This window comes from Allobosea sp. RIT-PG3_2 (assembly GCF_057321085.1).
Genome location: NZ_JBXWCA010000007.1, coordinates 230,739 through 252,885, shown reverse-complemented (window position 1 = coordinate 252,885; position 22,147 = coordinate 230,739). Strand labels below are relative to the sequence as shown.

The 22,147-nt window shown below is 60.7% G+C and carries 20 protein-coding genes; 12 read left to right on the top strand and 8 right to left on the bottom strand.

Annotated elements, in window-relative coordinates:
* Positions 1-17: 17 nt before the first annotated feature.
* From AC2FAN_RS20455 to AC2FAN_RS20430, 6 genes are all read left to right on the top strand, one after another.
* Positions 18-290, top strand: a complete 273-nt coding sequence (locus AC2FAN_RS20455; protein WP_265055280.1) for a XapX domain-containing protein — start codon at positions 18-20, stop codon at positions 288-290.
* On the top strand, positions 287-2,284 hold the full coding sequence (locus tag AC2FAN_RS20450) for an amidohydrolase (protein ID WP_485176092.1): 1,998 nt from the start codon (positions 287-289) through the stop codon (positions 2,282-2,284). Before AC2FAN_RS20455 ends, AC2FAN_RS20450 begins: the two co-directional genes overlap by 4 nt.
* Position 2,285: 1 nt before the next feature.
* Entirely contained in the window at positions 2,286-2,699 is a 414-nt protein-coding gene (locus tag AC2FAN_RS20445) for a DoxX family protein (RefSeq protein ID WP_265055278.1), read from the top strand.
* Positions 2,699-4,330: an MFS transporter gene (locus AC2FAN_RS20440; RefSeq protein WP_485176091.1), complete on the top strand. Its 1,632-nt coding sequence runs from the start codon at positions 2,699-2,701 to the stop codon at positions 4,328-4,330. Before AC2FAN_RS20445 ends, AC2FAN_RS20440 begins: the two co-directional genes overlap by 1 nt.
* 287 nt (positions 4,331-4,617) lie before the next feature.
* Positions 4,618-5,301, top strand: a complete 684-nt coding sequence (locus AC2FAN_RS20435; RefSeq protein ID WP_265055275.1) for a hydrolase — start codon at positions 4,618-4,620, stop codon at positions 5,299-5,301.
* A 483-nt stretch (positions 5,302-5,784) separates the two neighbouring features.
* On the top strand, positions 5,785-6,120 hold the full coding sequence (locus AC2FAN_RS20430) for a hypothetical protein (RefSeq protein WP_476807819.1): 336 nt from the start codon (positions 5,785-5,787) through the stop codon (positions 6,118-6,120).
* 494 nt (positions 6,121-6,614) lie between these two features.
* On the opposite strand, the gene AC2FAN_RS20425 is transcribed toward AC2FAN_RS20430, so the two are convergent.
* The 3 genes from AC2FAN_RS20425 to AC2FAN_RS20415 form a co-directional block, all read right to left on the bottom strand.
* Positions 6,615-6,989: a low affinity iron permease family protein gene (locus tag AC2FAN_RS20425; RefSeq protein WP_265055273.1), complete on the bottom strand. Its 375-nt coding sequence runs from the start codon at positions 6,987-6,989 to the stop codon at positions 6,615-6,617.
* Between the two features lie 23 nt (positions 6,990-7,012).
* Positions 7,013-7,429, bottom strand: coding sequence for a low affinity iron permease family protein (locus AC2FAN_RS20420; RefSeq protein ID WP_442865104.1), 417 nt, complete (start codon positions 7,427-7,429; stop codon positions 7,013-7,015).
* A 158-nt stretch (positions 7,430-7,587) separates the two neighbouring features.
* The gene (locus AC2FAN_RS20415) at positions 7,588-7,908 is read right to left on the bottom strand and encodes a YciE/YciF ferroxidase family protein (RefSeq protein ID WP_485176090.1); all 321 of its coding nucleotides are present in this window, start codon (positions 7,906-7,908) and stop codon (positions 7,588-7,590) included.
* Positions 7,909-8,684: 776 nt separating this feature from the next.
* Here AC2FAN_RS20415 and AC2FAN_RS20410 point away from each other — a divergent pair.
* The 6 genes from AC2FAN_RS20410 (at position 8,685) to AC2FAN_RS20385 (ending at position 17,710) form a co-directional block, all read left to right on the top strand.
* Entirely contained in the window at positions 8,685-9,317 is a 633-nt protein-coding gene (locus AC2FAN_RS20410) for a DUF6766 family protein (protein WP_485176089.1), read from the top strand.
* Positions 9,318-9,375: 58 nt separating this feature from the next.
* A complete protein-coding gene (locus AC2FAN_RS20405; protein ID WP_485176088.1) occupies positions 9,376-10,287 on the top strand; it encodes an NAD(P)/FAD-dependent oxidoreductase in 912 nt (303 codons plus the stop codon).
* Positions 10,288-10,541: 254 nt separating this feature from the next.
* Complete coding sequence (locus tag AC2FAN_RS20400) at positions 10,542-11,756, top strand: MFS transporter (RefSeq protein WP_485176087.1); 1,215 nt, start codon at positions 10,542-10,544, stop codon at positions 11,754-11,756.
* A 72-nt stretch (positions 11,757-11,828) separates the two neighbouring features.
* A complete protein-coding gene (locus AC2FAN_RS20395; RefSeq protein WP_265055269.1) occupies positions 11,829-12,947 on the top strand; it encodes a glycosyltransferase family 4 protein in 1,119 nt (372 codons plus the stop codon).
* The gene (locus AC2FAN_RS20390) at positions 12,944-15,190 is read left to right on the top strand and encodes an amylo-alpha-1,6-glucosidase (protein ID WP_265055268.1); all 2,247 of its coding nucleotides are present in this window, start codon (positions 12,944-12,946) and stop codon (positions 15,188-15,190) included. Before AC2FAN_RS20395 ends, AC2FAN_RS20390 begins: the two co-directional genes overlap by 4 nt.
* A gap of 423 nt (positions 15,191-15,613) precedes the next feature.
* Positions 15,614-17,710, top strand: coding sequence for a catalase (locus AC2FAN_RS20385; protein ID WP_485176086.1), 2,097 nt, complete (start codon positions 15,614-15,616; stop codon positions 17,708-17,710).
* A 506-nt stretch (positions 17,711-18,216) separates the two neighbouring features.
* On the opposite strand, the gene AC2FAN_RS20380 is transcribed toward AC2FAN_RS20385, so the two are convergent.
* From AC2FAN_RS20380 to AC2FAN_RS20360, 5 genes are all read right to left on the bottom strand, one after another.
* Positions 18,217-18,507 carry a hypothetical protein gene (locus AC2FAN_RS20380; protein ID WP_265055266.1) on the bottom strand — a complete coding sequence of 97 codons (291 nt, stop codon included), beginning with the start codon at positions 18,505-18,507 and terminating at the stop codon, positions 18,217-18,219.
* Positions 18,508-18,554: 47 nt separating this feature from the next.
* Complete coding sequence (locus tag AC2FAN_RS20375) at positions 18,555-18,857, bottom strand: VOC family protein (RefSeq protein WP_485176085.1); 303 nt, start codon at positions 18,855-18,857, stop codon at positions 18,555-18,557.
* Entirely contained in the window at positions 18,850-20,373 is a 1,524-nt protein-coding gene (locus AC2FAN_RS20370; RefSeq protein ID WP_485176084.1) for an FAD-dependent oxidoreductase, read from the bottom strand. Before AC2FAN_RS20370 ends, AC2FAN_RS20375 begins: the two co-directional genes overlap by 8 nt.
* A 160-nt stretch (positions 20,374-20,533) precedes the next feature.
* Positions 20,534-21,538: an ROK family protein gene (locus AC2FAN_RS20365; RefSeq protein ID WP_485176083.1), complete on the bottom strand. Its 1,005-nt coding sequence runs from the start codon at positions 21,536-21,538 to the stop codon at positions 20,534-20,536.
* 171 nt (positions 21,539-21,709) lie between these two features.
* The gene (locus AC2FAN_RS20360; protein WP_485176100.1) at positions 21,710-22,126 is read right to left on the bottom strand and encodes an Lrp/AsnC family transcriptional regulator; all 417 of its coding nucleotides are present in this window, start codon (positions 22,124-22,126) and stop codon (positions 21,710-21,712) included.
* Between the last annotated feature and the right edge of the window lie 21 nt (positions 22,127-22,147).

The following is a 22,147-nucleotide window of genomic DNA, read 5'->3' as shown; positions in this document are numbered from 1 at the left end:
CTCGACAGGAAGGCATGATGAAGCCCTATCTGGTCTCGCTTGGAGCCGGCCTCCTGGTAGGCGTCGTCTACGGCTTGCTGAACGTCCGATCGCCCGCGCCGCCCGTGGTCGCGCTCGTCGGCCTGCTTGGTATCCTGGCCGGAGAGCAGATCGCGCCAATCGCAAAGCGCCTCGCTTCGGGGCAGGGGCTGACCCCTGGATGGCTGCGGCGGGAATGCGGCGAGCACCTCTTCGGCTCGCCGCCGTCGCCAACTTCCGGCGATAAAAGTCAAGAATGGAGCGACCGATGATCCCGACCCGCCGCCAAACCACCTTCGGCGCCGCTGCCGGGGCCTTCTCGGGCCTATTCGGAAGCGCCGTCGCCCAAGCGGCCGGCCCCCAATCCCCTGGCCAAGGAGCCCGCCCGATGACCGCCGATCTCATTCTCCGCAGCGGCCGCTTTACGACGCTGGATCCTGGCAACCCGACCGCAAGCGCCGTAGCGGTGAAGGACGGAGTTTTCCTCAGTGTCGGCAGCGAGGCAGAAGTCATGGTTCATGCTGGCTCCAACACAAAGGTGATCGACCTCAAGGGTCGTTGCGCATTGCCAGGCCTGATCGACAATCATCTCCACATCATCCGAGGGGGGCTTAACTTCAACATGGAGCTTCGCTGGGACGGCGTGCGGACGCTGGCCGATGCTATGAACATGCTGAAGCGCCAAGTGGCGGTCACGCCGCCGCCTCAATGGGTGCGCGTCGTCGGCGGCTTCACCGAGCACCAGTTCGCCGAGAAGCGCCTACCGACAATCGCGGAGCTGAACGCCGTCGCACCCGACACTCCGGTCTTCATCTTACATCTTTATGACCGCGCTCTACTTAACGGTGCTGCGCTGCGGGCGGTCGGCTATACCAAGGACACGCCGAACCCGCCCGGCGGCGAGGTCACCCGCGACGCCAATGGCAATCCGACGGGCCTGCTGCTGGCTCGGCCCAATGCCGGCATCCTCTATGCGACGCTCGCCAAGGGGCCGAAGTTGCCTTTCGAGTATCAAGTCAACTCGACCCGGCATTTCATGCGCGAGCTCAACCGGCTCGGCGTCACCGGTGCGATCGACGCCGGTGGCGGTTTCCAGAACTACCCAGACGACTACGCCGTCATCCAGAAGCTCGCCGACGACAACCAAATCACCATCCGCCTCGCCTACAACCTATTCACGCAGAAGCCAACGCAGGAGAAGGAGGACTTTCTTAACTGGACGAAGACCTCCAAGTACAAGCAAGGCGACGATTATTTCCGTCATAACGGCGCGGGCGAGATGCTTGTCTTCTCCGCTGCCGACTTCGAGGATTTCCGCGAGCCTCGGCCCGATATGCCCCCTGAGATGGAGGGCGATCTAGAAGGCGTCGTGCGCATCCTCGCCGAGAACCGTTGGCCCTGGCGCCTGCACGCGACCTATGACGAAACAATTTCGCGCGCCCTTGATGTCTTCGAGAAGGTCGACAAGGACATTCCCCTCAAGGGGCTGAACTGGTTCTTCGACCATGCCGAGACGATTTCGGAGCGCTCGATCGACCGCATCGCCGCTCTCGGCGGCGGCGTCGCGGTGCAGCACCGCATGGCCTATCAGGGCGAGTATTTCGTAGAACGCTACGGCGCGAAGGCGGCCGAGGCGACCCCGCCGGTGGCGCGCATGATAGAAAAGGGTATCAAGACTTCCGCGGGCACCGACGCCACCCGCGTCGCCTCCTATAACCCTTGGGTCGCGCTCGCCTGGCTCGCCACGGGCAAGACCGTCGGCGGCTTGCGCGTCACGCCGCAGCGCAATTGCCTCGATCGCGAGACGGCGCTCAGGATGATGACCGAGAAGGTCACCTGGTTCTCCAATGAGGAGGGTAAGAAAGGCCAGATCGCGGTCGGCCAGTTTGCTGATCTGATCGTGCCCGATCGCGATTTCTTCGCCTGTCCGGAGGACGAGATCGCGCATATCTCCGCGGATCTTACGGTGGTCGGTGGCAAGGTCGTCTATGGCGCCCGCGATTTCGCTTCCTTCGAAGAGAGCGCCCCCCCACCGGCGATGCCCGACTGGTCACCGGTCCGAACCTTCAAAGGATACGCCGCCTGGGGCGAGCCCGATGGCGCCGGCAAGAACTCGTTGCGCCGCGCCGCCATGACCAATTGCCGCTGTGCCAGCGCCTGCAACGTCCATGGCCACGACCATGCCGGCGCCTGGTCGAGCGCGCTGCCGGCCTCCGACTATCGTTCCTTCTGGGGAGCGCTCGGCTGCGCCTGCTGGGCGGTGTGACATGGCCAGGAACGGCGCCTCTCCGCCGGCCGGCGCCTTGCGCTGGTTCGCGCTGCTGTTGCTCTGTGCCGCCTATATCCAGGGGCCAGTGACCAAGATCCTCGATTTTGAGGGTGCGCTAGCCGAGATGACCCATTTCGGCTTAACGCCGGCACCGCTCTTCGCCGTCGGCATCATTGTCTTCGAGCTTGCGATGACTGCTCTGATCCTGATCGGACGCTGGCGCTGGCTGGCTGCGCTGGCGCTCGCCGGGTTCACGCTGGCCGCGACCTTCATCGCCATTCGCTTCTGGGAGATGTCGGCCGGCCAGGGAAGGGCGATGGCGATGAATGGCTTCTTCGAACATCTCGGCTTGGTCGGCGGCTTCATCGTGGTCGCGCTCGACGACCGATCGCGGCGCAAGGGAGACACGTAGTGAATACTTCCACGACGCCGGCACCTCCGTCCGGCTTCGCGCCGCTGCGCCAAACCGTCTTCGCCGTGCTCTGGGCGGCGACCATCATTGGCAATATCGGCTCCTTCATGCGCGATGTCGCCAGCGCCTGGCTAGTGACGGACCTCTCCGGTGCGCCGGCCGCAGTGGCGCTCGTTCAGGCGGCGGCGACGCTCCCGGTCTTCCTGCTCGCCATCCCCGCCGGCGTGCTCTCGGACATCCTCGACCGCCGCAGGTTCCTGATCGCGGTCCAGCTCCTGCTCGGCTGCGTCAGCCTGTCGCTGATGGCGTTGGCGAGCCTGGGCCAGCTCAGCGTGCCGGCCCTGGTCGGCCTGACTTTCGTCGGCGGCGTCGGCGCGGCGTTGATGGCGCCGACCTGGCAGGCGATTGTGCCTGAGCTTGTCGGCAAGGCCGATCTCAAGAGCGCGGTGGCGCTGAATTCGCTCGGCATCAACATCTCGCGCGCCATCGGCCCGGCGCTGGGCGGGCTGATCCTCGCCGCCTTCGGCGCCGGCGTGACCTACGGCGCCGACGTGCTGAGCTACGTCATTGTCATCGGCGCGCTTTTCTGGTGGCGCCGCCCTATAGGCGCCGACGATGCGCTAAGCGAGCAGTTCGCCGGTGCCTTCCGGGCCGGCCTCCGCTATGCCCGGGCGAGCCGCGAGCTGCACGTCGTGCTGCTGCGTGCGGCGATCTTCTTCGGCTGCGCCAGCGCCGTCTGGGCACTGCTGCCGCTGGTCGCGCGCAACCTACTCGGTGGCGGGCCTGGCTTCTACGGCGTGCTGCTCGGCGCGGTCGGCGCGGGTGCAATCGGCGGCGCTATCCTGCTGCCACGTCTGCGCGCCGGCCTCGATGCCGAAAGGCTTCTGCTGTTCTCGGCCGTCTTGACTGCGGCGGTCATGGCCGTGCTAACGCTCGCGCCGCCGCAATGGCTCGCGATCGTCGTCCTTCTGCTGCTCGGCGCCGCCTGGATCGTGGCGCTGACGACGCTCAACGGCGTCGCCCAGGCGATCCTACCGAACTGGGTGCGCGGCCGCGCGCTTGCAGTCTATCTCACTGTGTTCAATGGCGCGATGACCGCGGGCACCCTTGGATGGGGTGCGGTGGCGGAAGCCGCCGGCATCCGCGTCACGCTGTTGATTGGAGCAGCCGCACTGCTTGTGACCGGCCTGATTATGCAGCGGATCAAGCTGCCGGCCGGCGAAGCCGACCTCGCGCCCTCCAACCACTGGCCAGAGCCGCTCGTCGCCGCCGAGGTCGCCAACGACCGCGGACCTGTCCTGATCCTGATAGAGTACCGCGTGCCGGCGGCCGATCGCGAGGTGTTCCTACGCGCGATCAACGCGCTCTCGGTCGAGCGGCGTCGCGACGGCGCTTACGGCTGGGGCATCACCGAGGACACGGCAGATCCGGAGGGGCTGGTCGAATGGTTCATGGTCTCGTCTTGGGCCGAGCATCTTCGCCAGCACCGCCGGGTGTCCAAGTCCGATGCCGATGTGCAAAGCGAGGTCAGGCGCTTCCATGTCGGGAAGGAGGGGCCGGTCGTGCGACACTTCCTGCATATCCATCCGCTGCCTGGCCTTGCAGGCGCGGGGGAGGGAGCCAAGGCGTGAATGGCGGCGCGCGATCGCTTCCCTGGCAGGCCTCTGGCTGGCCTCGGCACGAGGACAAAAAACGGCGGCCCTGCCGGAGCCGCCGCCTTACGCGCAGCTGCAGCAGAACCCGGACTATTCCTATTTCGCCGATCCTCATGTGCAGGCGCGATTCGCAGCCGCCATGCGCATCAGAGCGACAATTCCCACCGCGGATCTGCAAGCTGCGCTGCAGGGCGAGCAGGGTAACTGACCCATTCTGCTACGCATCGTCAGGCCGTCCACACGTTCACCTAGAGGAGAGCAACATGTCCAAGTACCTGGAAGTCCTGACCCCGAAGAACTGCCAAATGATCTTCATCGACCAGCAGCCGCAGATGGCGTTCGGCGTGCAGTCGATCGACCGGCAGGTGTTGAAGAACAACGTCGTGGGCCTCGCCAAGGCGGCGAAGACGTTCAACATCCCAACGACAATCACCACGGTCGAAACGACCAGCTTCTCCGGGCACACCTATCCCGAGCTGCTGGCCGTGTTCCCCCAGAACAAGATCCTCGAGCGCACCTCGATGAACTCATGGGACGACCAGAACGTGCGCGATGCGCTCGCCGCTAACAACCGCAAGAAAGTCGTTGTCTCCGGCCTGTGGACCGAGGTCTGCAACACCACCTTCGCGCTCTGCGCCATGTTGGAAGGCGCCTACGAGATTTATATGGTTGCGGACGCCTCCGGCGGTACCTCCGGCGATGCGCATAGATACGCCATGGACCGGATGGTCCAGGCCGGCGTCGTACCGGTGACCTGGCAGCAGGTGCTCCTGGAATGGCAGCGCGACTGGGCCCATCGCGAGACCTATGACGCCGTCATGGCCATCGTGAAAGAACATTCCGGCGCCTACGGCATGGGCGTCGACTACGCCTATACCATGGTCCACAAGGCACCCGAGCGCGTCGCGCATGGCGAGCGCATCGGTCCGCGCCCGGCAGATATTTAATCCTTTTCCGGGGACGCAGCGGATTCTTTCCGCTGCGTCCCCCAGCCATCGGGCAATTGCGCAAACAAAATTCCCGTCACTGCGGATCGACTGGAGCGAAGCGAAAAGCAACGGCCTTCAGCGAAAGCCGTCGATTCTCACGACGGCTGGTTCCCACGATTGAGTTATGACGGGCGGCTTTTATGACCCGCTAGCGCATCCCAACGGATTCGGTCGCGCTATCCGGCAAAGCGTCGGACGCGTGGCACAGAACATTAGTTGGCGCGCCGTCAACGGGGTCGACGCGTACGCCGGTGGCCCGCCTGGCTCGGCCGAATGAATCGTCGGCGGTGGCATCCTTGCTCTCAGCATCGTCATCGTGGTGCCTGTGGCTCTAAAGGTCGGAACTCAACAACAATGGTCTGCGTTTACTCGCGTCGGGGCAGTCAGTGTATGATTTCGGGAGTTGCTTTCCGACCTTCGCAGCGAGAATAGGAGGGTGTGATGAGGAAACTCGCAACGCTCGCCACTGCCGGTTTGATCGTCTTGGGCAGTGTGGGAACAGCCGGAGCGTATTATCGGCGTGCAGGCTGGGGCTACTATAATCATGGCGGGAACGGCGGGGCCGTCGCCGCCGGGATCGTCGGCGGCGCTTTGCTCGGGGGGCTAATCGCATCGGCGGCTCGCCCGGCCTATGGCTACGGATATCCCGCCTATGGCTACGGATATGGATATCCGGCCTATTATGGCCCACGCCACTACTATGCCCGTCCCGTCTATTACCGTCCGCGCTATTACGGGTGGAACCGGGGTTATTACCGCCCGCACTATTACTGGTGAAGTCGCTCTTGCTGGAGGTTTCGAGCACTGGGATTATTCGTAATCCGGCCGGGTTGAGCGACTGCGTCCCGACCAAGGAACCCTTTGCATCAGATATCGATGGACGTGAGCAGCTCATTCGTTTGGAGAGCGCTGTACCGATATTTGTGCCCAAGCTCGGTTGTGATGCACTCCTAATCATCGGCAATCGCGACTGAATGAGCGCCCTACCCATATCTCGGCGCCGTCCAAGCCAATTGATAACAAGGCGATGAGATCGTGGATCGCTTCTACCGTTATCCGTTGCAAGTCGCTCCGTTGCTCCAGCGAGCGTAGTGTTAGCCGAACCAAGTTTGCCCTCTGTTATAACGGTGGCCTCGTTCAGTCGCAAAGCCTGACATTTCGAGCGACGCTCGCCATTGGCCTTCCGCTTGACTCCTCTGGAGCGCGCCCCAGTCGTCCCAGTCGATGGAGGGCTTGGGGCACCGCCTTATTGAAATGCACTAACGGACCGCTCACTGCGGTTCCCCACTTTCCAACTGCGCAGTCTTTTGCTCATCCTGGCGTATCCGCTCGATCTCTACGTCAGTACCCTCCTCAATGCCGATGAGCGCATTCCGTGCGTGGTCGTGAGCTTTAATTAACTCGTCGATTTTTGCGTGAAGTGCAGCTCCATCGCGGTTCTGTGTGGCTTGAAGGATGGGCAACAGCAACAATGTAATCGTACTGATTGCTAAACTAGCGCCGCCTAATAGATGGTCGCTACCCGAGAAAAACGCCCCGAAGCCTATCAGCGAGAGTGCCACCGCGATGAGCAGCATAGCGGGGCGGCCTGCAAATCGTGCGCAACCAGTCGCGAAATCGTGGAACCAGCTCGTTCTGAACCTCATCGGAAACCTGTCGGTTTACCCGTTCATTCTTCTCTGTCTGCTTTATCCCTTGCTTTCTGCGCTCGCGCTGCGAAATCCTTCCGGATCTGCGTCAAATCCCCTTCATCCAGCTCTTCAAGATCAAGAAGCTCTTCCCGCGCTCCCTTCAGCCGGATTATCAGCTCGTCAAGTTTGATTTGCATCGCGGCGGTGTCACGGTTCTGGCTGTTCTGAATAATGAAGACCATCAAGAAAGTAATGATTGTCGTCGAAGTATTGATGACGAGCTGCCAGGTGTCGTTGAAACCAAAGAACGGCCCAGAAATAGCCCAGATGAGGATAATGCCAACGGCGGCGAAAAAGGTGATCGGCTTACCCGTCCAGCTCGATATGGCCTGAGCCATTCGGGTGAAAGGCGAGCACTTGTTGTTCTGCGTTACCAAGTGAGAATAATCGGTCATTGCAGCCCTCGAAAAAAAGTACCGCCCCAGTCGTGAGGTCGGCTTGTTGCTCAAGCGGCACTCTTCGCCTGAGCCTTGGCATTGGCCGAAGCGGTGCCGATATGCCACAGGAGCTTGTCCATCCTGGTTTCTTCCGCCAGGGAGAGCGACGGCATCTTTCAAGCTAAGCTGTTGAGCCTAGGGCTTACGCCATCTCGTAGTACTCGACGGCCTTGCGCTGTGTCGACCAGGCCGACGTCCAGGGCCGGGTTGTCCCAGAAGCCCTCCATGATGCTCTTGCCATCCTCGATAATGCCGAGGATGGCGTCGCAGGTGTTTCCGCGCGGCGCCTTGCCGACGAGCTCGAGAACCTCAGTGAGGCGTTCAACATGAGCTTCAGTTTCCTCGCGATGGGTCTCGAAAGCCGTGTCGCTTTGGGTGAGGTGGGGGCCTGGCCCACCTTGGGCAGGGACTTCCGGACCTGCTTTACTGCGTAGCATCCGTCCTTGAGCGTATCGAGGGACGGGGAGCCCAGGGTTTTAGGTTCTTTTTGCATCAGTGCCTCCTGCCGGATGCGAAGCGACTCGCTAAACTAGGCAAATGATTGAGAGGTTCCCACGAAACCGGAACCCTTCGTCCTTGGGGCCTTCGCAGCCAACAAAGGAGCCCGATCTGACGTCCAAGGAAGATAGGCTGCTCGAATGGTTTTGCGATGCGCAAGCGATGGAAAAAGAGGGCCAAAACAATGCTCACGGCTAATCCAACCGTATCGAAAGCTACCCGGATCTAAAAGCGAAGATCGATCAGCATCTTGCTGAGACGAGGCGCCGCGACGGCCGCCTTCATTTCATTCGTCGGGCGCGTCGAGGCGCCCCAAAACGCTCAACAGTTGAAGCGAGATTTGTCTAGCAAGCTCTCTAGAGCCGACCGAGAGAGGAGGGCGACGCAACGATGCTTCTCTGCGGCTTCGGAGTTGAGGATTACATAGCTTCCAAACCGTAACGGCATGCGCCGCGCAGCTTCAAAGGCGTTTTCGATATCTGGCGACTGGCTGTAAAGCGCGCACGCCACATATCCTTTAGTCAGTTACTTCGACCGGCAGCGTATCGGACGTGATCGCGACCGAAGTCAGGTTGTGACGCCGCGAGTCCCACCTCAGTCCGAGTTTGTAGAACGTCCCTGGCCGCCGCTCGAGGCGGAACATCGAATTACAGGGCGAGTTTTCCCCCGACCGGGCTTGCACCGAGACAATCCAGGATACTGAGGCAGCGCGCAGATGCGGAATTTCATTCGCGACAATGGCCTCACGCTGGCTCTATCTGCAATGTTCCTTCTTTCTCTGGTCGGCATGGCCCTCACCGGCCACTCGGCGCGAAACCAAGAGCTCATTGAACATGGCCAAGCCGCGATCCGTTTCGCAGCCTACCTATCCGGAGGCGATTTTCTGTCCGCTCTATTTGAAAATTGGGAGAGCGAATTCCTCCAGATGGCGGTCTATGTCGTCTTGACGGCGATGCTGCTTCAACGTGGTTCGGCGGAGTCGCGCGATCCGGATGCCCCGGAGAGAGAAGACGACGAGGTCGCGTGGGGTGCTCACCATCCGATCCTTGCTTGGCTCTATGGACGCTCCCTGGGCATCGCCCTGGCACTTCTCTTCATCGCCTCTTTCGGCCTCCACTGGCGGTTCAGCATGGTCAAGGCCAACGCACAGGCCGCTCATCACGGCCGGGAAGCTCAATCGGCCCTGGACTATCTCGGCGATTCACAGCTCTGGTTTGAATGCTTTCAGAATTGGCAATCGGAGTTTCTATCGACGGCGGTCCTTGTGGTGTTGTCCATCTTTCTGCGCCACCGGCGTTCTCCCGAATCCAAGCCGGTGGGAGCGCGCAACGCCGAAACCGGCGCTTGACCTTGTGCGGAAGTAACACGGCATAACGGACTGCTCCGACGATCGTGAAAGGCGAGCGATGGCTGAAAACCTCGACTGCCTAATCATAGGTGGAGGCCCTGCCGGGCTTACGGCAGCGATCTATCTGGCTCGGTTCCATCTCAAAATCATCGTAGCCGACGACGGAAACAGCCGAGCGCTGCAAATTCCCCTGACACGCAACCACGCGGGCTTTCCGAAGGGAATTTCCGGAACGGATCTGCTGCGCCGCATGCGCGTCCAGGCGCTGAAATACGGGGTCGGCTTCATCAACACTCACATCGATCGACTCCAGGCCGCCGACGATGGTTTTCAGGCTGAGGTGGGCGCTTCCCTCGTGAGCGCGCGATCCGTCCTTCTCGCAACGGGCGTGACTAACAGGCGTCCCGCGATCCCAGAAGACCTTCACGCAAATGCGCTGCGCCGCGGGCAACTGCGGTACTGCCCCGTGTGCGACGGTTACGAGGTGACGGACCAGGACGTGGCCGTCATTGGCCGCGATGCCCGTGCGTTAAGCGAGTGCATCTTTTTGAGATCGTTCACCGATCGTGTCACGCTGGTTCTGGACGACAGATCAGAGTTGACCGACCTGGACTTGGACCGTGTCAGGACGATCGGTGTCACGATCGTCGGGGGGCGGCCTAAGGATTTTGTTCTCGACCCAAGCCGAATCCACTTCTGGGTCGGCGAACATTTCATGACGTTCGATGCCATTTATCCCGCATTGGGGTCGGAGGTTCATTCGGAGTTAGCGGCGTCGGCAGGCGCAACATTGACCGAGGAGGGTTGCGTGAAGGTCGATGCCCACCAGAGGACGGATGTTTCGGGGCTTTATGCTGCCGGCGACGTCGTAGTTGGCCTGGATCAGATCAGCCATGCCATGGGCGAAGCGGGGGTCGCTGCCACCACCATCCGCAACGATCTTGCATCCGCCATGCCGATCTTACGCTAGGCAATCGAGCTGCCGCCTCACACCTAGCGAGCATTGCGTGATATCGGAGCGCAGCTTGGCGAATGCGAAAACCCTGCGGCGCCGGTCCGATGCGGATTCACCAGCCGCAGCTTTCGATTAAGTACTCCCGTGCAGGTGCGAACATATCTTGGGATTGTCGGTGACCACTCAAGAACTTCGGATGCTGACACGACCAAGCACGCCGAGAGTGGGTTCATAAACCCGACATTTGATGTCGGACTCGTGAGGAGCGGATGTCCTATCGTCTGAGCCTGGACTGGGTAAACTTCTTACTGGCCGACCTGAGAGGAGGGCTCGGGCCGTATGTAAATGTCTTCCTGTTGACGGATGCTGGCTGGGACCAAGGGACGATCGGTGCTCTGCTGACGGCCAGCGGCCTGATTGGCATCGCATTTCATCCCCCCCTGGGTGCGTTCATTGACGCCACCCGAGCGAAACGAGCCCTGATCGTTGGGGGTGCGTGGGCGCTAGCGCTAATGGGAGTGGCGATCGCGACTTTCCCGACACTGGCGGTGGTCTTCGTTGCCGATATCAGCATGGCTTTACTGGGCGGTGTGTTCGGACCGACGGTCGTAGCGATAACGCTCGGCATCTTCGGGGCACGGGAAATTGCTGCGCAGCTTGGGCGCAATGCTGCGTTCGACCGTTTCGGCAATCTTTTCGTCGCGGCGACGGCCGGAATTGTAGGCACCTATTTCGGTCAGCGCGGCGTGTTCTATATGCTTCCGCTGTTCGCGATGCTGACAACGATCGCGGTCCTTTCGATACCCTCTCACGGCATCGATCATGCACTCGCTCGCGGCCTGGACGAAACCGACGACGGCCGAGCGCGACCCTATGCCTGGCGGCATTTGTTCACCGAACGGCCTTTTGTGCTGCTCGCGCTCGGCACGGCGCTCTTCCATTTCGCCAATGCGCCGATGTTGGCTCTGGCAAGCCAGAAGCTCGCACTGGAGGCCAAGGGTTTCGAGTCTGCAGTGACCTCAGCTGCGATCGTGGTGGCACAACTCACGACGATTCCGATGGCCTACCTTGTGATGCGGTCCAATCCGGTCGGCAGGAAGGTGCTCCTTCTTCTCGCGTTTGCCGCCGTACCGCTGCGCGGCATCTTGTTTGCTTTTGTCGCTGATCCCTACTGGGTGATCGGCTTCCAGATCCTCGACGGGATTGGATCGGGGCTATTCGACGTTTTGCTGCCGCTTGTTCTCTACGGTGCAGTCCGAGGCAGTGGTCGCTATAATATGGCGCGTGGACTTATCGGCACAATCCAAGGCATCGGCGGCGCGTCGAGTTATGCTTTAGCGGGATCTATCGTGGTTTGGGCCGGATACAGCGTCGCCTTTGCTGTTCTCTCTGGCATCGCGTCAGCCGCATTCCTCCTGATGTTGGTTGCCATGCCCGAAATAGTTCCGCGAGCACCTGTCGGAGAGCGCATGACCGACCCCTGAGCGCGAACTTTCGGGCCGAAGCGGCGTTGCATGCTGGCCTGTATATGTCGGCGCGGGGGGCGGAGAAAGAGAATGCGGATTGCGCAAGTTGCACCGCTGGCCGAAGCGGTCCCTCCAAAGATGTACGGCGGAACGGAACGGGTGGCGTCCTGGTTGACCGAGGAACTCGTTCGGCTCGGACATGAAGTCACTCTTTTCGCGTCGGGCGATTCCAAAACTTCCGCTGAATTGGTGGCATGCGCGCCAGAAGGTCTGCGCCTCGCGGGCATCCGCGATCACACGGCCAGTCATCTCGCCATGCTCGCCAAAGTTCGCGAGCGAGCGGCCTCCTTCGATATTATCCATTTCCATCTCGACCTGCTGCAGCACGCCGTTTTCACGGATCTTGCCCAGAAATGCGTAACGACGCTGCATGGCCGGTTGGATCTGCCGGATTTCCTGCCCGTTTATCACGCCTTCCCGCAGATGCCGCTGATATCGATTTCCGACTGCCAGCGGTGCCCAATGCCTGCGACTGCGAACTGGCTGGCGACCGTTCAACACGGTCTGGGGCGGGGTCTGTGTCCATTCGATCCACGAGGAGGGGATTATCTCGCTTTTCTCGGGCGGATTACGCCCGAGAAGCGGCCCGATCGAGCGATTGAAATCGCAAAGCAGGCTGGCATGCCGCTCAAGATCGCGGCCAAGGTCGATCCCGTTGACGAAGACTATTATCGAGCAGAGATCAAGCCCTTGCTCGATCACCCCTTGATCGAGTTCATAGGCGAGATCGATGAAGGGCAGAAAGCGGCCTTTCTTGCAGGTGCGCGCGCGCTGCTCTTCCCGATCGATTGGCCCGAGCCCTTTGGGCTCGTGATGATCGAATCGATGTCAGCGGGAACGCCTGTCATTGCCTGGCGCAACGGCTCGGTGCCTGAGGTAATCAAAGACGGTGTGTCCGGCATCATCGTGGATTCCATCGCTGAGGCCGTCGTAGCCGCGGAGCGCAGCGTCACCATGGATCGCTATGAAGTGCGGCGGTATTTCGAAAGCCGTTTCACCGCGGCACGGATGGCGAGCGATTATCTCGACGCCTTCAATCGCTTGCTGGGTTCGTCTGGGGGACGCCAAAGCGCCGCACAATGGACGCAGAGCCGTGACGCACTACGGCCTGTCCAGCCCGGTCTTCAGCGAGGAGGAGCCTTTGGATGAAGGAGCATGGCATCGCAGCGCGTGAGCGCGAGATTCCACCACCCCACGAGCAGTTGGCTGATCACGCTCTCGATGCCCATCCATCTCTCGTGGAACGACCGCTCCGCACACTGAAATCCGGTGATGCCTTCGCGGTTCTCGACAGCTATGGGGACATGGGTATCACCCCTGGTACGTCCGAAGGCATTTTCTGCAATGACACCCGGCATCTTTCCCGGCTGCAACTGTTCTTCGAAGGCAAGCGGCCGCTCCTGCTCAGCTCGGTCATCCAAGACGACAATGCTTCCCTCACCGTGGATTTGGCCAATCCTGAAATTGCTCGCGGCGACGGCAACGCGCTCATTCCGCGCGACGCCATCGCAATAGAGCGGACAAAGTTCCTCTGGAATTCGGCGTGCTACGAGCGGATTGGCTTACGCAATTTCGACCGCGTTCCCCACGAATTCAGCCTGTCTCTGGCCTTCGATGCAGACTTCCGTGATTTGTTTGAGGTGAGGGGGATGAAGCGGGCCCATCGCGGTGAAATGGACGGCCGGGCCATTTCTTCGCTCGTAGAATTCTCCTATCGCGGCCTCGACGACAGGACGCGCCGAACGGTTCTCCGCTTCGAACCGGCACCGCTCCAACTGACGAAGGATTTCGCCTCGTTCCGGTTTGCCCTCAAGCCCGGCGAGCGGACGTCGCTACTCGTGACCGTTGCCTGCGAATTGATAGATGCCGAGGCTTCGGGCGGGCTTGCCGTGGGCACATCAGGCGTATCACCGATTGGCTTTGCCAAGGCCTACCAGCGGGCTCGTCGAGACCTACGCGCGCTGACAGCGAGCATCGCCAAGGTGGATTCGACGAACACCCTCTTCAACGACCTGATCAGTCGCTCGACCTCCGATGTGTATACGCTTGTGACGCGCAATGCCGAGGGAATCTACCCTTACGCCGGCATTCCTTGGTTTTCGACGATGTTCGGTCGCGACGGGATCATCACCGCGATGATGCTGTTATGGGCTGATCCGATGGTGGCGCAAGGTGTTCTGCTTCGGCTGGCAAGGGCGCAGGCCGTTAGCAGCGATCCCGAAGCCGACGCCCAACCCGGCAAGATTCTGCACGAACGCCGAAGCGGCGAGATGGCCAATCTCGGGGAAGTTCCTTTCGGCTTCTATTATGGTTCTGTAGATGCAACTCCGCTCTTCGTCATGCTGGCCGGCCAGTATTTTGAGCGCACTGGCGATCTGGCCACGATTGAGCGACTCTGGGGAAATATCGAGGCGGCACTGCAATGGTGCGACACCTTCGGCGATCGCGATGGGGATGGGTTCGTCGAATACTATCGCGAGACTGAAAGCGGGCTGGCCAATCAAGGCTGGAAGGACAGCCACGATTCGATTTCACACGCGGATGGCTCCCTGGCCCGAGGACCTATCGCGCTGGTCGAAGTTCAGGCTTACGTCTATGCCGCCAAACAGGCCGCGTCGACCATGGCGATCGCTCTCCGCCTGGATGCTCGGGCGGACGCGTTGCGGCAGGAGGCTTCCATGTTGCGAGCCCGCTTCGACGAAGAATTCTGGTGCGAGGAGATCGGCAGTTACGCGCTGGCGCTGGACGGAGACAAGAAGCCCTGCCGTGTCCGATCGTCGAACGCGGGACATGCCCTATTTGGTGGTATCGCAGAACCCGCGCGCGCAATACGGGTCGTCGAGACCCTGATGAGTGAAGCCGCCTTTAGCGGCTGGGGTATCCGAACCCTGAACGCCAGCGAAACTCGCTATAATCCCATGTCTTATCACAACGGCTCGATCTGGCCGCATGACAACGCCCTGATCGCTTTTGGTTTCGCGAAATACGGTTTCAAGCTCCAGGCAGCACGCTTATTCGAGGCGATCTTCGACGCGGCAACCTACCAAGACCAGCAGCGCCTACCGGAGTTGTTCTGCGGATTCTTGAGGAGGCGCCGGCGCGGTCCGACCGCGTATCCGGTCGCTTGTTCACCACAGGCCTGGGCCGCGGCCGCCCCCTTCGCGCTGTTAGCCGCCTGCCTAGGCCTACACCTGCCGGCAGCCACGAATGAGGTCACGTTGATCGATCCGGTCCTTCCCTCGTTCCTCGACGATGTTACCATTCGCGGATTGAAACTGGGAGCGTCACAATTCGATTTGCGCGTGCATCGCCACAAGAGCGATGTGACGTTGAATGTGCTCAGGCGATGGGATGAGAGCAGTGCGCGCGTGGTCATGATCAAAACGAAATAGCGTTTTATAAATCTACAGTAACTCTGAAACTTAAAGTATGAAATTACCCTATGAAAATGTAGTTACTGTAAACTACTGATATTATATTTTTAATCTTATAAATAGCCTCTCGCTATTAATAAAAATCACGTGCCAGTCGCAGGGCAATCCTAAGTCTGCCTTTGATGTTGCTGTAAATCTTAGCGACGTTCGTCATGAAGCATTGCCCCGGGTTATCTGACGCAAAATATAGCAGGCGAGGAGCATCGCCAAGGGCCAAGTGGACGCCGGAACTTAAGGACCGCTCATTTCGTTCTGTGAGCACTCCACGAGGGCGGAGATATCGACGCCTCCTCCTCGCCGAACCGATCAAGATGAGCCTCGATCCGCTCGAAACCGAGCGACATCTGCGGCTCGCGCGTCAGCAAGCAAGGACAAGGATCCATGGCCCGCTCTCCCCGCGATGAAACCGCCAATTCCAAAGTCTCGATCGGCAACGGCGGCGAACTGCACCAGACAGCCGTCGCGCCGGACGGCCGGATCACCACCAATCATGGCGTTCCCGTCAGCGACAACCAGAATTCACTGAAGGCAGGCGGTCGCGGTCCAACGTTGCTCGAAGACTTCATCCTGCGTGAGAAGATCCAGCATTTCGACCACGAACGCATCCCTGAGCGCATTGTCCATGCACGCGGTTCGGCCGCCCATGGTTTTTTCGAACTGACCCAGTCGTTGGGGGAGTTCTCTCGTGCCAAAATCCTGACCGAAGTCGGAGTCAGGACTGAGGTCTTCACGCGCTTCTCGACGGTCGCTGGCGGGGCCGGCTCAGTCGACACGCCGCGCGACGTCCGTGGCTTCGCGGTGAAATTCTACACCAAGGAAGGCAATTGGGATCTCGTCGGCAACAACATTCCCGTCTTTTTTATCCAGGACGCAATCAAGTTTCCCGACCTGATCCATGCGGTGAAGATGGAGGCCGACCGCGGCTACCCTCAGGCAGCCAGCGCCCACGACACTTTCTGGGACTTCGTGGGACTGATGCCCGAATCGACCCACATGGTCATGTGGGCGATGTCGGACCGTGCGATACCGCGCTCGCTGCGGATGATCGAGGGTTTCGGCGTCAACACGTTCCGCCTGCTCAACGACAAGAATACGCCGACCTTCGTCAAGTTCCACTGGCGCCCCAAGCTCGGGACCCAATCCACCTGCTGGGATGAGGCGGTGAAGATCGCCGGTGCCGACCCGGACTACCATCGCCGCGATCTGCATGAGGCCATCGCCAAGGGGGATTTCCCGGAGTGGGACTTCGGCGTGCAGTTGCTCAGCCAGGAGGAGGCCGATGCTCTGCCCTTCGACATTCTTGACGCAACTAAGGTGATCCCCGAGGAATTGGTGCCGATCCGCATCATCGGTCGCATGGTACTGAACCGAAATCCGGACAACTTCTTCGCCGAGACCGAGCAGTCCGCGTTCCTGCCGACAAATATGCCGCCCGGTATCGATGTCTCGGAAGACCCGCTGCTGCAAGGTCGCCTGTTCTCCTACCAGGACACGCAGCTCTCTCGGCTCGGGACCGTGAACTTCCACCAAATTCCGATCAACAGGGCCAAGGGCTGCCCCTTCCAGAACCTGCAGCGCGATGGGCATATGCAGACCCAAGTCTTCACCGGCCGGGCAAACTACGAGCCCAACAGCCTCAACGAGGCCGGCGAGGCTAGCGGCCCTCGCGAGGACCCGATAGGCGGGTTCCGGACTGGTGCGATTCCGGTCGAGGAGCATAAGGTTCGTCTGCGCGCAGAGAGCTTCGCAGATCATTACAGCCATGCCCGATTGTTTTTCCGCTCGCAGAGCGAGATCGAGCAAGCGCATCTGGCGAGTGCTCTCGTCTTTGAGCTGTCGAAGGTCACTCTGGAGCACGTCCGCAATCGCGTGCTGTCGAATCTCGTTAATGTCGATGAAACCCTAGCGCAGCGCGTTGCCGATGGGCTTGCGATGCCCCTGCCAAAGGCTTCCGAGCCGGGTATAGCGCCGGTCGACATGGAGCCGTCGCTGGCGCTCCGGATTGTCGGCAAGTACCCTGAGACTCTGAAGGGGCGGACTGTCGGCATATTGGTTTCGGATGGGGCGGACGGGGCAGTCGTCGCCGCCGTCAAGGCCGCCGTCGAAGGCGATGGCGGAGCCGTCAAGATCGTCGCGCCGAAGATCGGCGGCGTGAAGCTCAAGGACGGGAAGACACTCAAGGCCGATGGCCAGCTCGCCGGCTCGCCTTCCGTGCTCTTCGACGCGGTGGCGATCATCCTTTCCGAGGACGGTTGCGCGATGTTGATGAAAGAAGGTGCGGCGGTCGATTTCGCCAAGGACGCCTTCGGGCATCTCAAGGCGATCGGCTACAGCGTTGAGGCCGAGCCGCTTCTCGACAAGGCCGGAGTCGAGCCGGATGACGGGATCGTCGCGCTGGGCAAAGCCGTGGAGGCGTTCCTGCTTCCGGCGCGAACGCGGCAATGGGGCCGCGAGCCGAAAGTCCGCATGCTGGCGTAAATGCTCGTTTGGTCGGAGCCGCAGCCAGCCGCGTAGAATTTGGTTCACGTCTAAATCAGCGACGGGCTCGGTACTACGAGGCCGTCGGCGGCGGCATAGCAATCTAGTGATCTCTTGGCATTTCGCTCTTGATCAACTCCGCCAGTCAACGGGCGGGCTGAGCTCTTTGCATCATCCGAGATGGTGAGCCGGTGCAACCGAGCGAGAGCTGATACGCGTTCGCGAAGTTGCTGGTCAGCTCTTACCTCGCGGCGACGCCAACGTCGGCTCTCGATGGCCGTTTTTATAGTTCATGGCCTGTGGGCGGCCGGCGTGGTCAGAGTGGACAATGTGGCCGCTGCCCGGGCGCTGATAGGGGTCGCAGCGTTATTTCGCTTCCGTGACAGGCGAGCTGCCTTCCGCAGCAGCGAGAAACGGAAGGGCGCCTAGATCTGGCCACCTACGTAGGATCGGCTCTGCAAGCCCAGCAGTGCGTTATGCCGGCTAGTCTCGAGCGCCCCGCGTCTTTATCGAGTTTGACGGACGTCCCGCGCTCTACCCACCTTTGCGGCGACGCTGCGATAATCCAAGGCGTCGTTGGATTCTCGCAGCGCCTCTTTCAGAAAGCGGATCGGAAAGCGGATTGCTTCGGCGTTGGCCTCGGAGAGTTCCGTGGTCCTCTCGGACGCACCGTTTTCAGCGCGAGCAAGCGCCGCCTCTATCTCAGAAGCGGCAAGCACTCCTTTTCGCTTCAGTTCCTCAAACAGGGCGGCGACAGAGAGCATTAGGCCTTCAAGCTGCAAGTTGGCCGTGTTCATTGTAAACTCCCGAATGAATATGGTGTGGTTCTAATAGCAGCGTCGGTTCATTTGCCGTGACGCGTGGCCGCCTCGATCTTGTTTCCGCCCGGATCGAGCACGAATAAGGAGCAATCCACCTTCGGCCACCCTGAGCCGAAAGCGATATGGACGCTGTTTCCTGCGGACGCCCGCTCGCCGTTGGCGCCCGTTTCCAAGCTGAACAGCAGACTCGATACGCCGAAATCTGTGGGGTATGCGTTTTCCTTTAGGCTGAGAAAGCAAACACACTCGTCGAGCACGGCGTCATATAACTCTCTGCTGGCCAGGACATTGGTTCCGAGCGAGATATGATAATCATGACTATTCATCAACATCCGAGAGCGGTCCGATAGCCGGGGCGTTCAATACGCTCCCGTCCGGAGAGAAATGCGATCCGTGGCAAGGGCAATCCCAGCAGACTTCGAACGAGTTCCAATGAAGGTGGCAGCCAAGGTGCGTACAGACCGCCAACTTCTCGATGACCTCGCCCTTCTCGGTCCGGTAGGCGGCGATTTTGCTCAGGCCGCGCCTCACGATCGCGCCTTGACCAGGCTTGAGCTCGTCGATGGAGGTCAGCTCGCCGGGAGCGAGGTACTCGGCGAAATTTTTCACCGCCGTAATGTTCTCGCTGACATAAGTCGTCGCGGCCTTAAGAGGCTTCCGGTTGGGGTCGTAGACTGCGGTCAAATCATTCTCGCGCCCGAGAATGAGGTCGGGAATGAGCAGGCCGGCAACCACGCCGTGGGTGATGCCTTGCCCGGAGTCGCCTGTGGAGACCAGGACACGTTCGCTGCCGGCCTCGCGTCCGATGAAGCCGCAATAATCGAGCGTATCCATGACCTGCCCCGACCAGCGATAGCGTTCCGGACCGAGATCCGGGATGAGGGTCTTGATCCAGGAGGTGAGGGCGGCGAAACGCGCATCGGCATCGTCAGCCTCGCCCGTCTTGTGATCCTCGCCACCGACGATGAGGATGTCCTTGCCGTCTTCGCCAGGCGTCAGGCGGACATAGTGATAGGGATCTTGCGTATCCCAGTAGAGCGCGTCGTTCAGCTTCCCCGCTTCGATTTCGAAGCCCATGGCGTAGGTCCGATAGGGCGCCTGCTTGGTGTGAAGGGCGACGAGATCATGGATGGGAGAATTCGTCGCAATAACGGCATGCCCGACCGTCACAGTGTGACCTGACTCCAACTTGAGCTCGACGTGGTCATCCCCCTCCTTCACCTCGATAACTGCGGTGTTGGCATGGAGGCGCGCGCCTCTCTTGGTGAGCGCATCCGCCACGCCTCGGAGATACTTAAGCGGATGAAAGGTCGCCTGAGCCGGGTAGCGTAGGAACGGGCGCTCGTCGAGTGTCCGCAAGGGCAGGCCTTTTCCGCGTTCGACGGTGACCCCGATGTCCATCGCCGCGGAAACCTCGTCGTCGAGGACGCTCTGGTCGCTTTCCGGATCCAGGAAAAGGATCCCGTCGAGACGCCTAAATTCGCAGTCTATCTGAAGCTCTTTTTGGATAGACTCGATCCGATCAACGGCGGCACTCTGGCTTGCGTGAAATCCCTTCGCCAGCTCCTGCCCGCGCATCGATAGCAACTCGCTCAGGGAATCGTCGCAGATGGGCGCAAGATGGGCAGTGGTGCGGGATGTCATGCCGCCGGCGATCGCACCTCGATCAAGCACGACGACGGATAGACCGCGCACTGCAAGTTCATAAGCGATGGACAGGCCCGCGATGCCTGCGCCGACTACCGCCACGTCTGCCGCATGGTCCGCCTGAAGGCGCCGGGCGTCGGGTGCTACTTTTACATCCATCCAAACCGAACGGCTTCGTTCACGTTTCGCATTCATGGGAGACCTCGGCAGTGATCTGCGTCCAACGTCCCCGGATGGAATATGTTCGAACGGTTCTGAACTCCGCCTCTACCTGATTATCGGATCGGCTCTTGGGGTCGCTTGGATGGCCGAGACCGGTTCTCGTAGCTGGCGTTCCCGAGCCCCGTCCCGATCGTCAAACCCCCCAGTTTTGAACGTCCTGCATAAAGGGCATTTCGCTTAGACCCTGAATTACGGCGTCGTTATGCAAAGTGACCATCGTTTCGTGATCGCCAATGGTTGGCACCGTTTCGCGCACTCTGTCGATCAGGTTAAAGCGACTGCTCTCCCAGTTTCTGGGGAGGTTTTGGGCACCCCGCTCAATGCTCCCGTCCGGCTGGATGATGCCGGGGCAGCCGATACTGATAAACGGGGCGACCTTGAGGCCCGCTTGGTATGCTGTTTTAATCTGGCTTCGCAACATATCCCCGAGACGGCCCACGGCCTCATCGCGGCTAGTCGTCTCATCGGCATGGCGCCACAGTTCGAAGGTGGAAACTCTCGCCTTGCTGAGGTCAGCCGCCTTCTTCTGGCGGAGTTCAACAATACCGGTTCGAATGTTCGACCCGCCGATATCAACCGCGACCAAGCTGTCGAACGCCTCGAACATCCATTTGGGAGCAATATGGGCATTGCCCAGCAGCCCGGCCTCGCCAGGGTGATGACGGATCGGTACAAGCTCCACTGGGTGCTGTTCGATACGAAGGATGATCCCCGCACGGCCGATGGCGAGTTCGCCTACCCGGCTCTGGCGGAAGCCGCCGCCGACGACGATGCGCTCGACCGACGACCATGCTTTGAAGCGGCAGAAGCGGCGAACGACCGAAGAGAGGGCTTCCGCGTATTTCTCGACCGCGCTATGGACCAGCGCTGCCGCCTCGGCATCATCTGCGGCCAGCAGTGCGTCGAGATCCTTTTTCTTCAGCGCCTCACTCGGTACGTCGATCGGGTCCTCGCCCGTCTCGCGCAGAGCCTCCCGCAATTCCTCAAGATGGTCGAATATGGCGCCGCGCCGCGCCCGATCGCCGACGAAGCCTTCTTGGTCCCGGGCCTCGAGGTTGTAGCTCGTGATGATGACTGAAGAGAGCTGGGTGGCGCCGTGGGAGCCATTGGGCCGATTGGACTGCGAATTCCTTGCCATGGGAGCCTCGTCGCTGCGAGACACCAACGGGACCGTGGCGAAGGAGTTGCTGAGCTGGCTGCCTGTTCTCCAGGGGTCGCCGCGCCGAGCTCACGATCGCCAAGCACCAAGAACAGTCGCCACACCCCGTCGCTCCCGTTCCAAGCATCGGATTGAGCGCTCGAAGCTCGGCTACGCCGGGCCCAGGAGGATATGTGTCTCGGACTTGGAGATGCCGTCCATAATCCTGATGCCGCTCACTAGCCGATTGAATGCGGGCATGTCCGCGACCTCGATTTCGGCAATCAGGTCCCAGAGACCATTTGTCGTGTGGAGACCGGCAAATCCGGGGTTAAGCCTCAACGCCGCTACGGTCTTCTTAACGTTCCGCCCTTCTAGCTCGATCATCATTATGCCGCGTATCCGATCGGTGGAGTCGATCTCCTTCATCCGAACCGTGAATCCCGCAATGGTCCCGTTTGCGATCAAGCGATCCATCCGGGTTTGAACGGTGCCGCGGGCGACGCCCAGAAGCTTGGCCAACGTCGGAACCGTGGACCGGGCATTGACGCGAAGTTCGGCGATCAGCCGATAGTCGAGGTCGTCCATTGAGCTACCGATTCTGACACG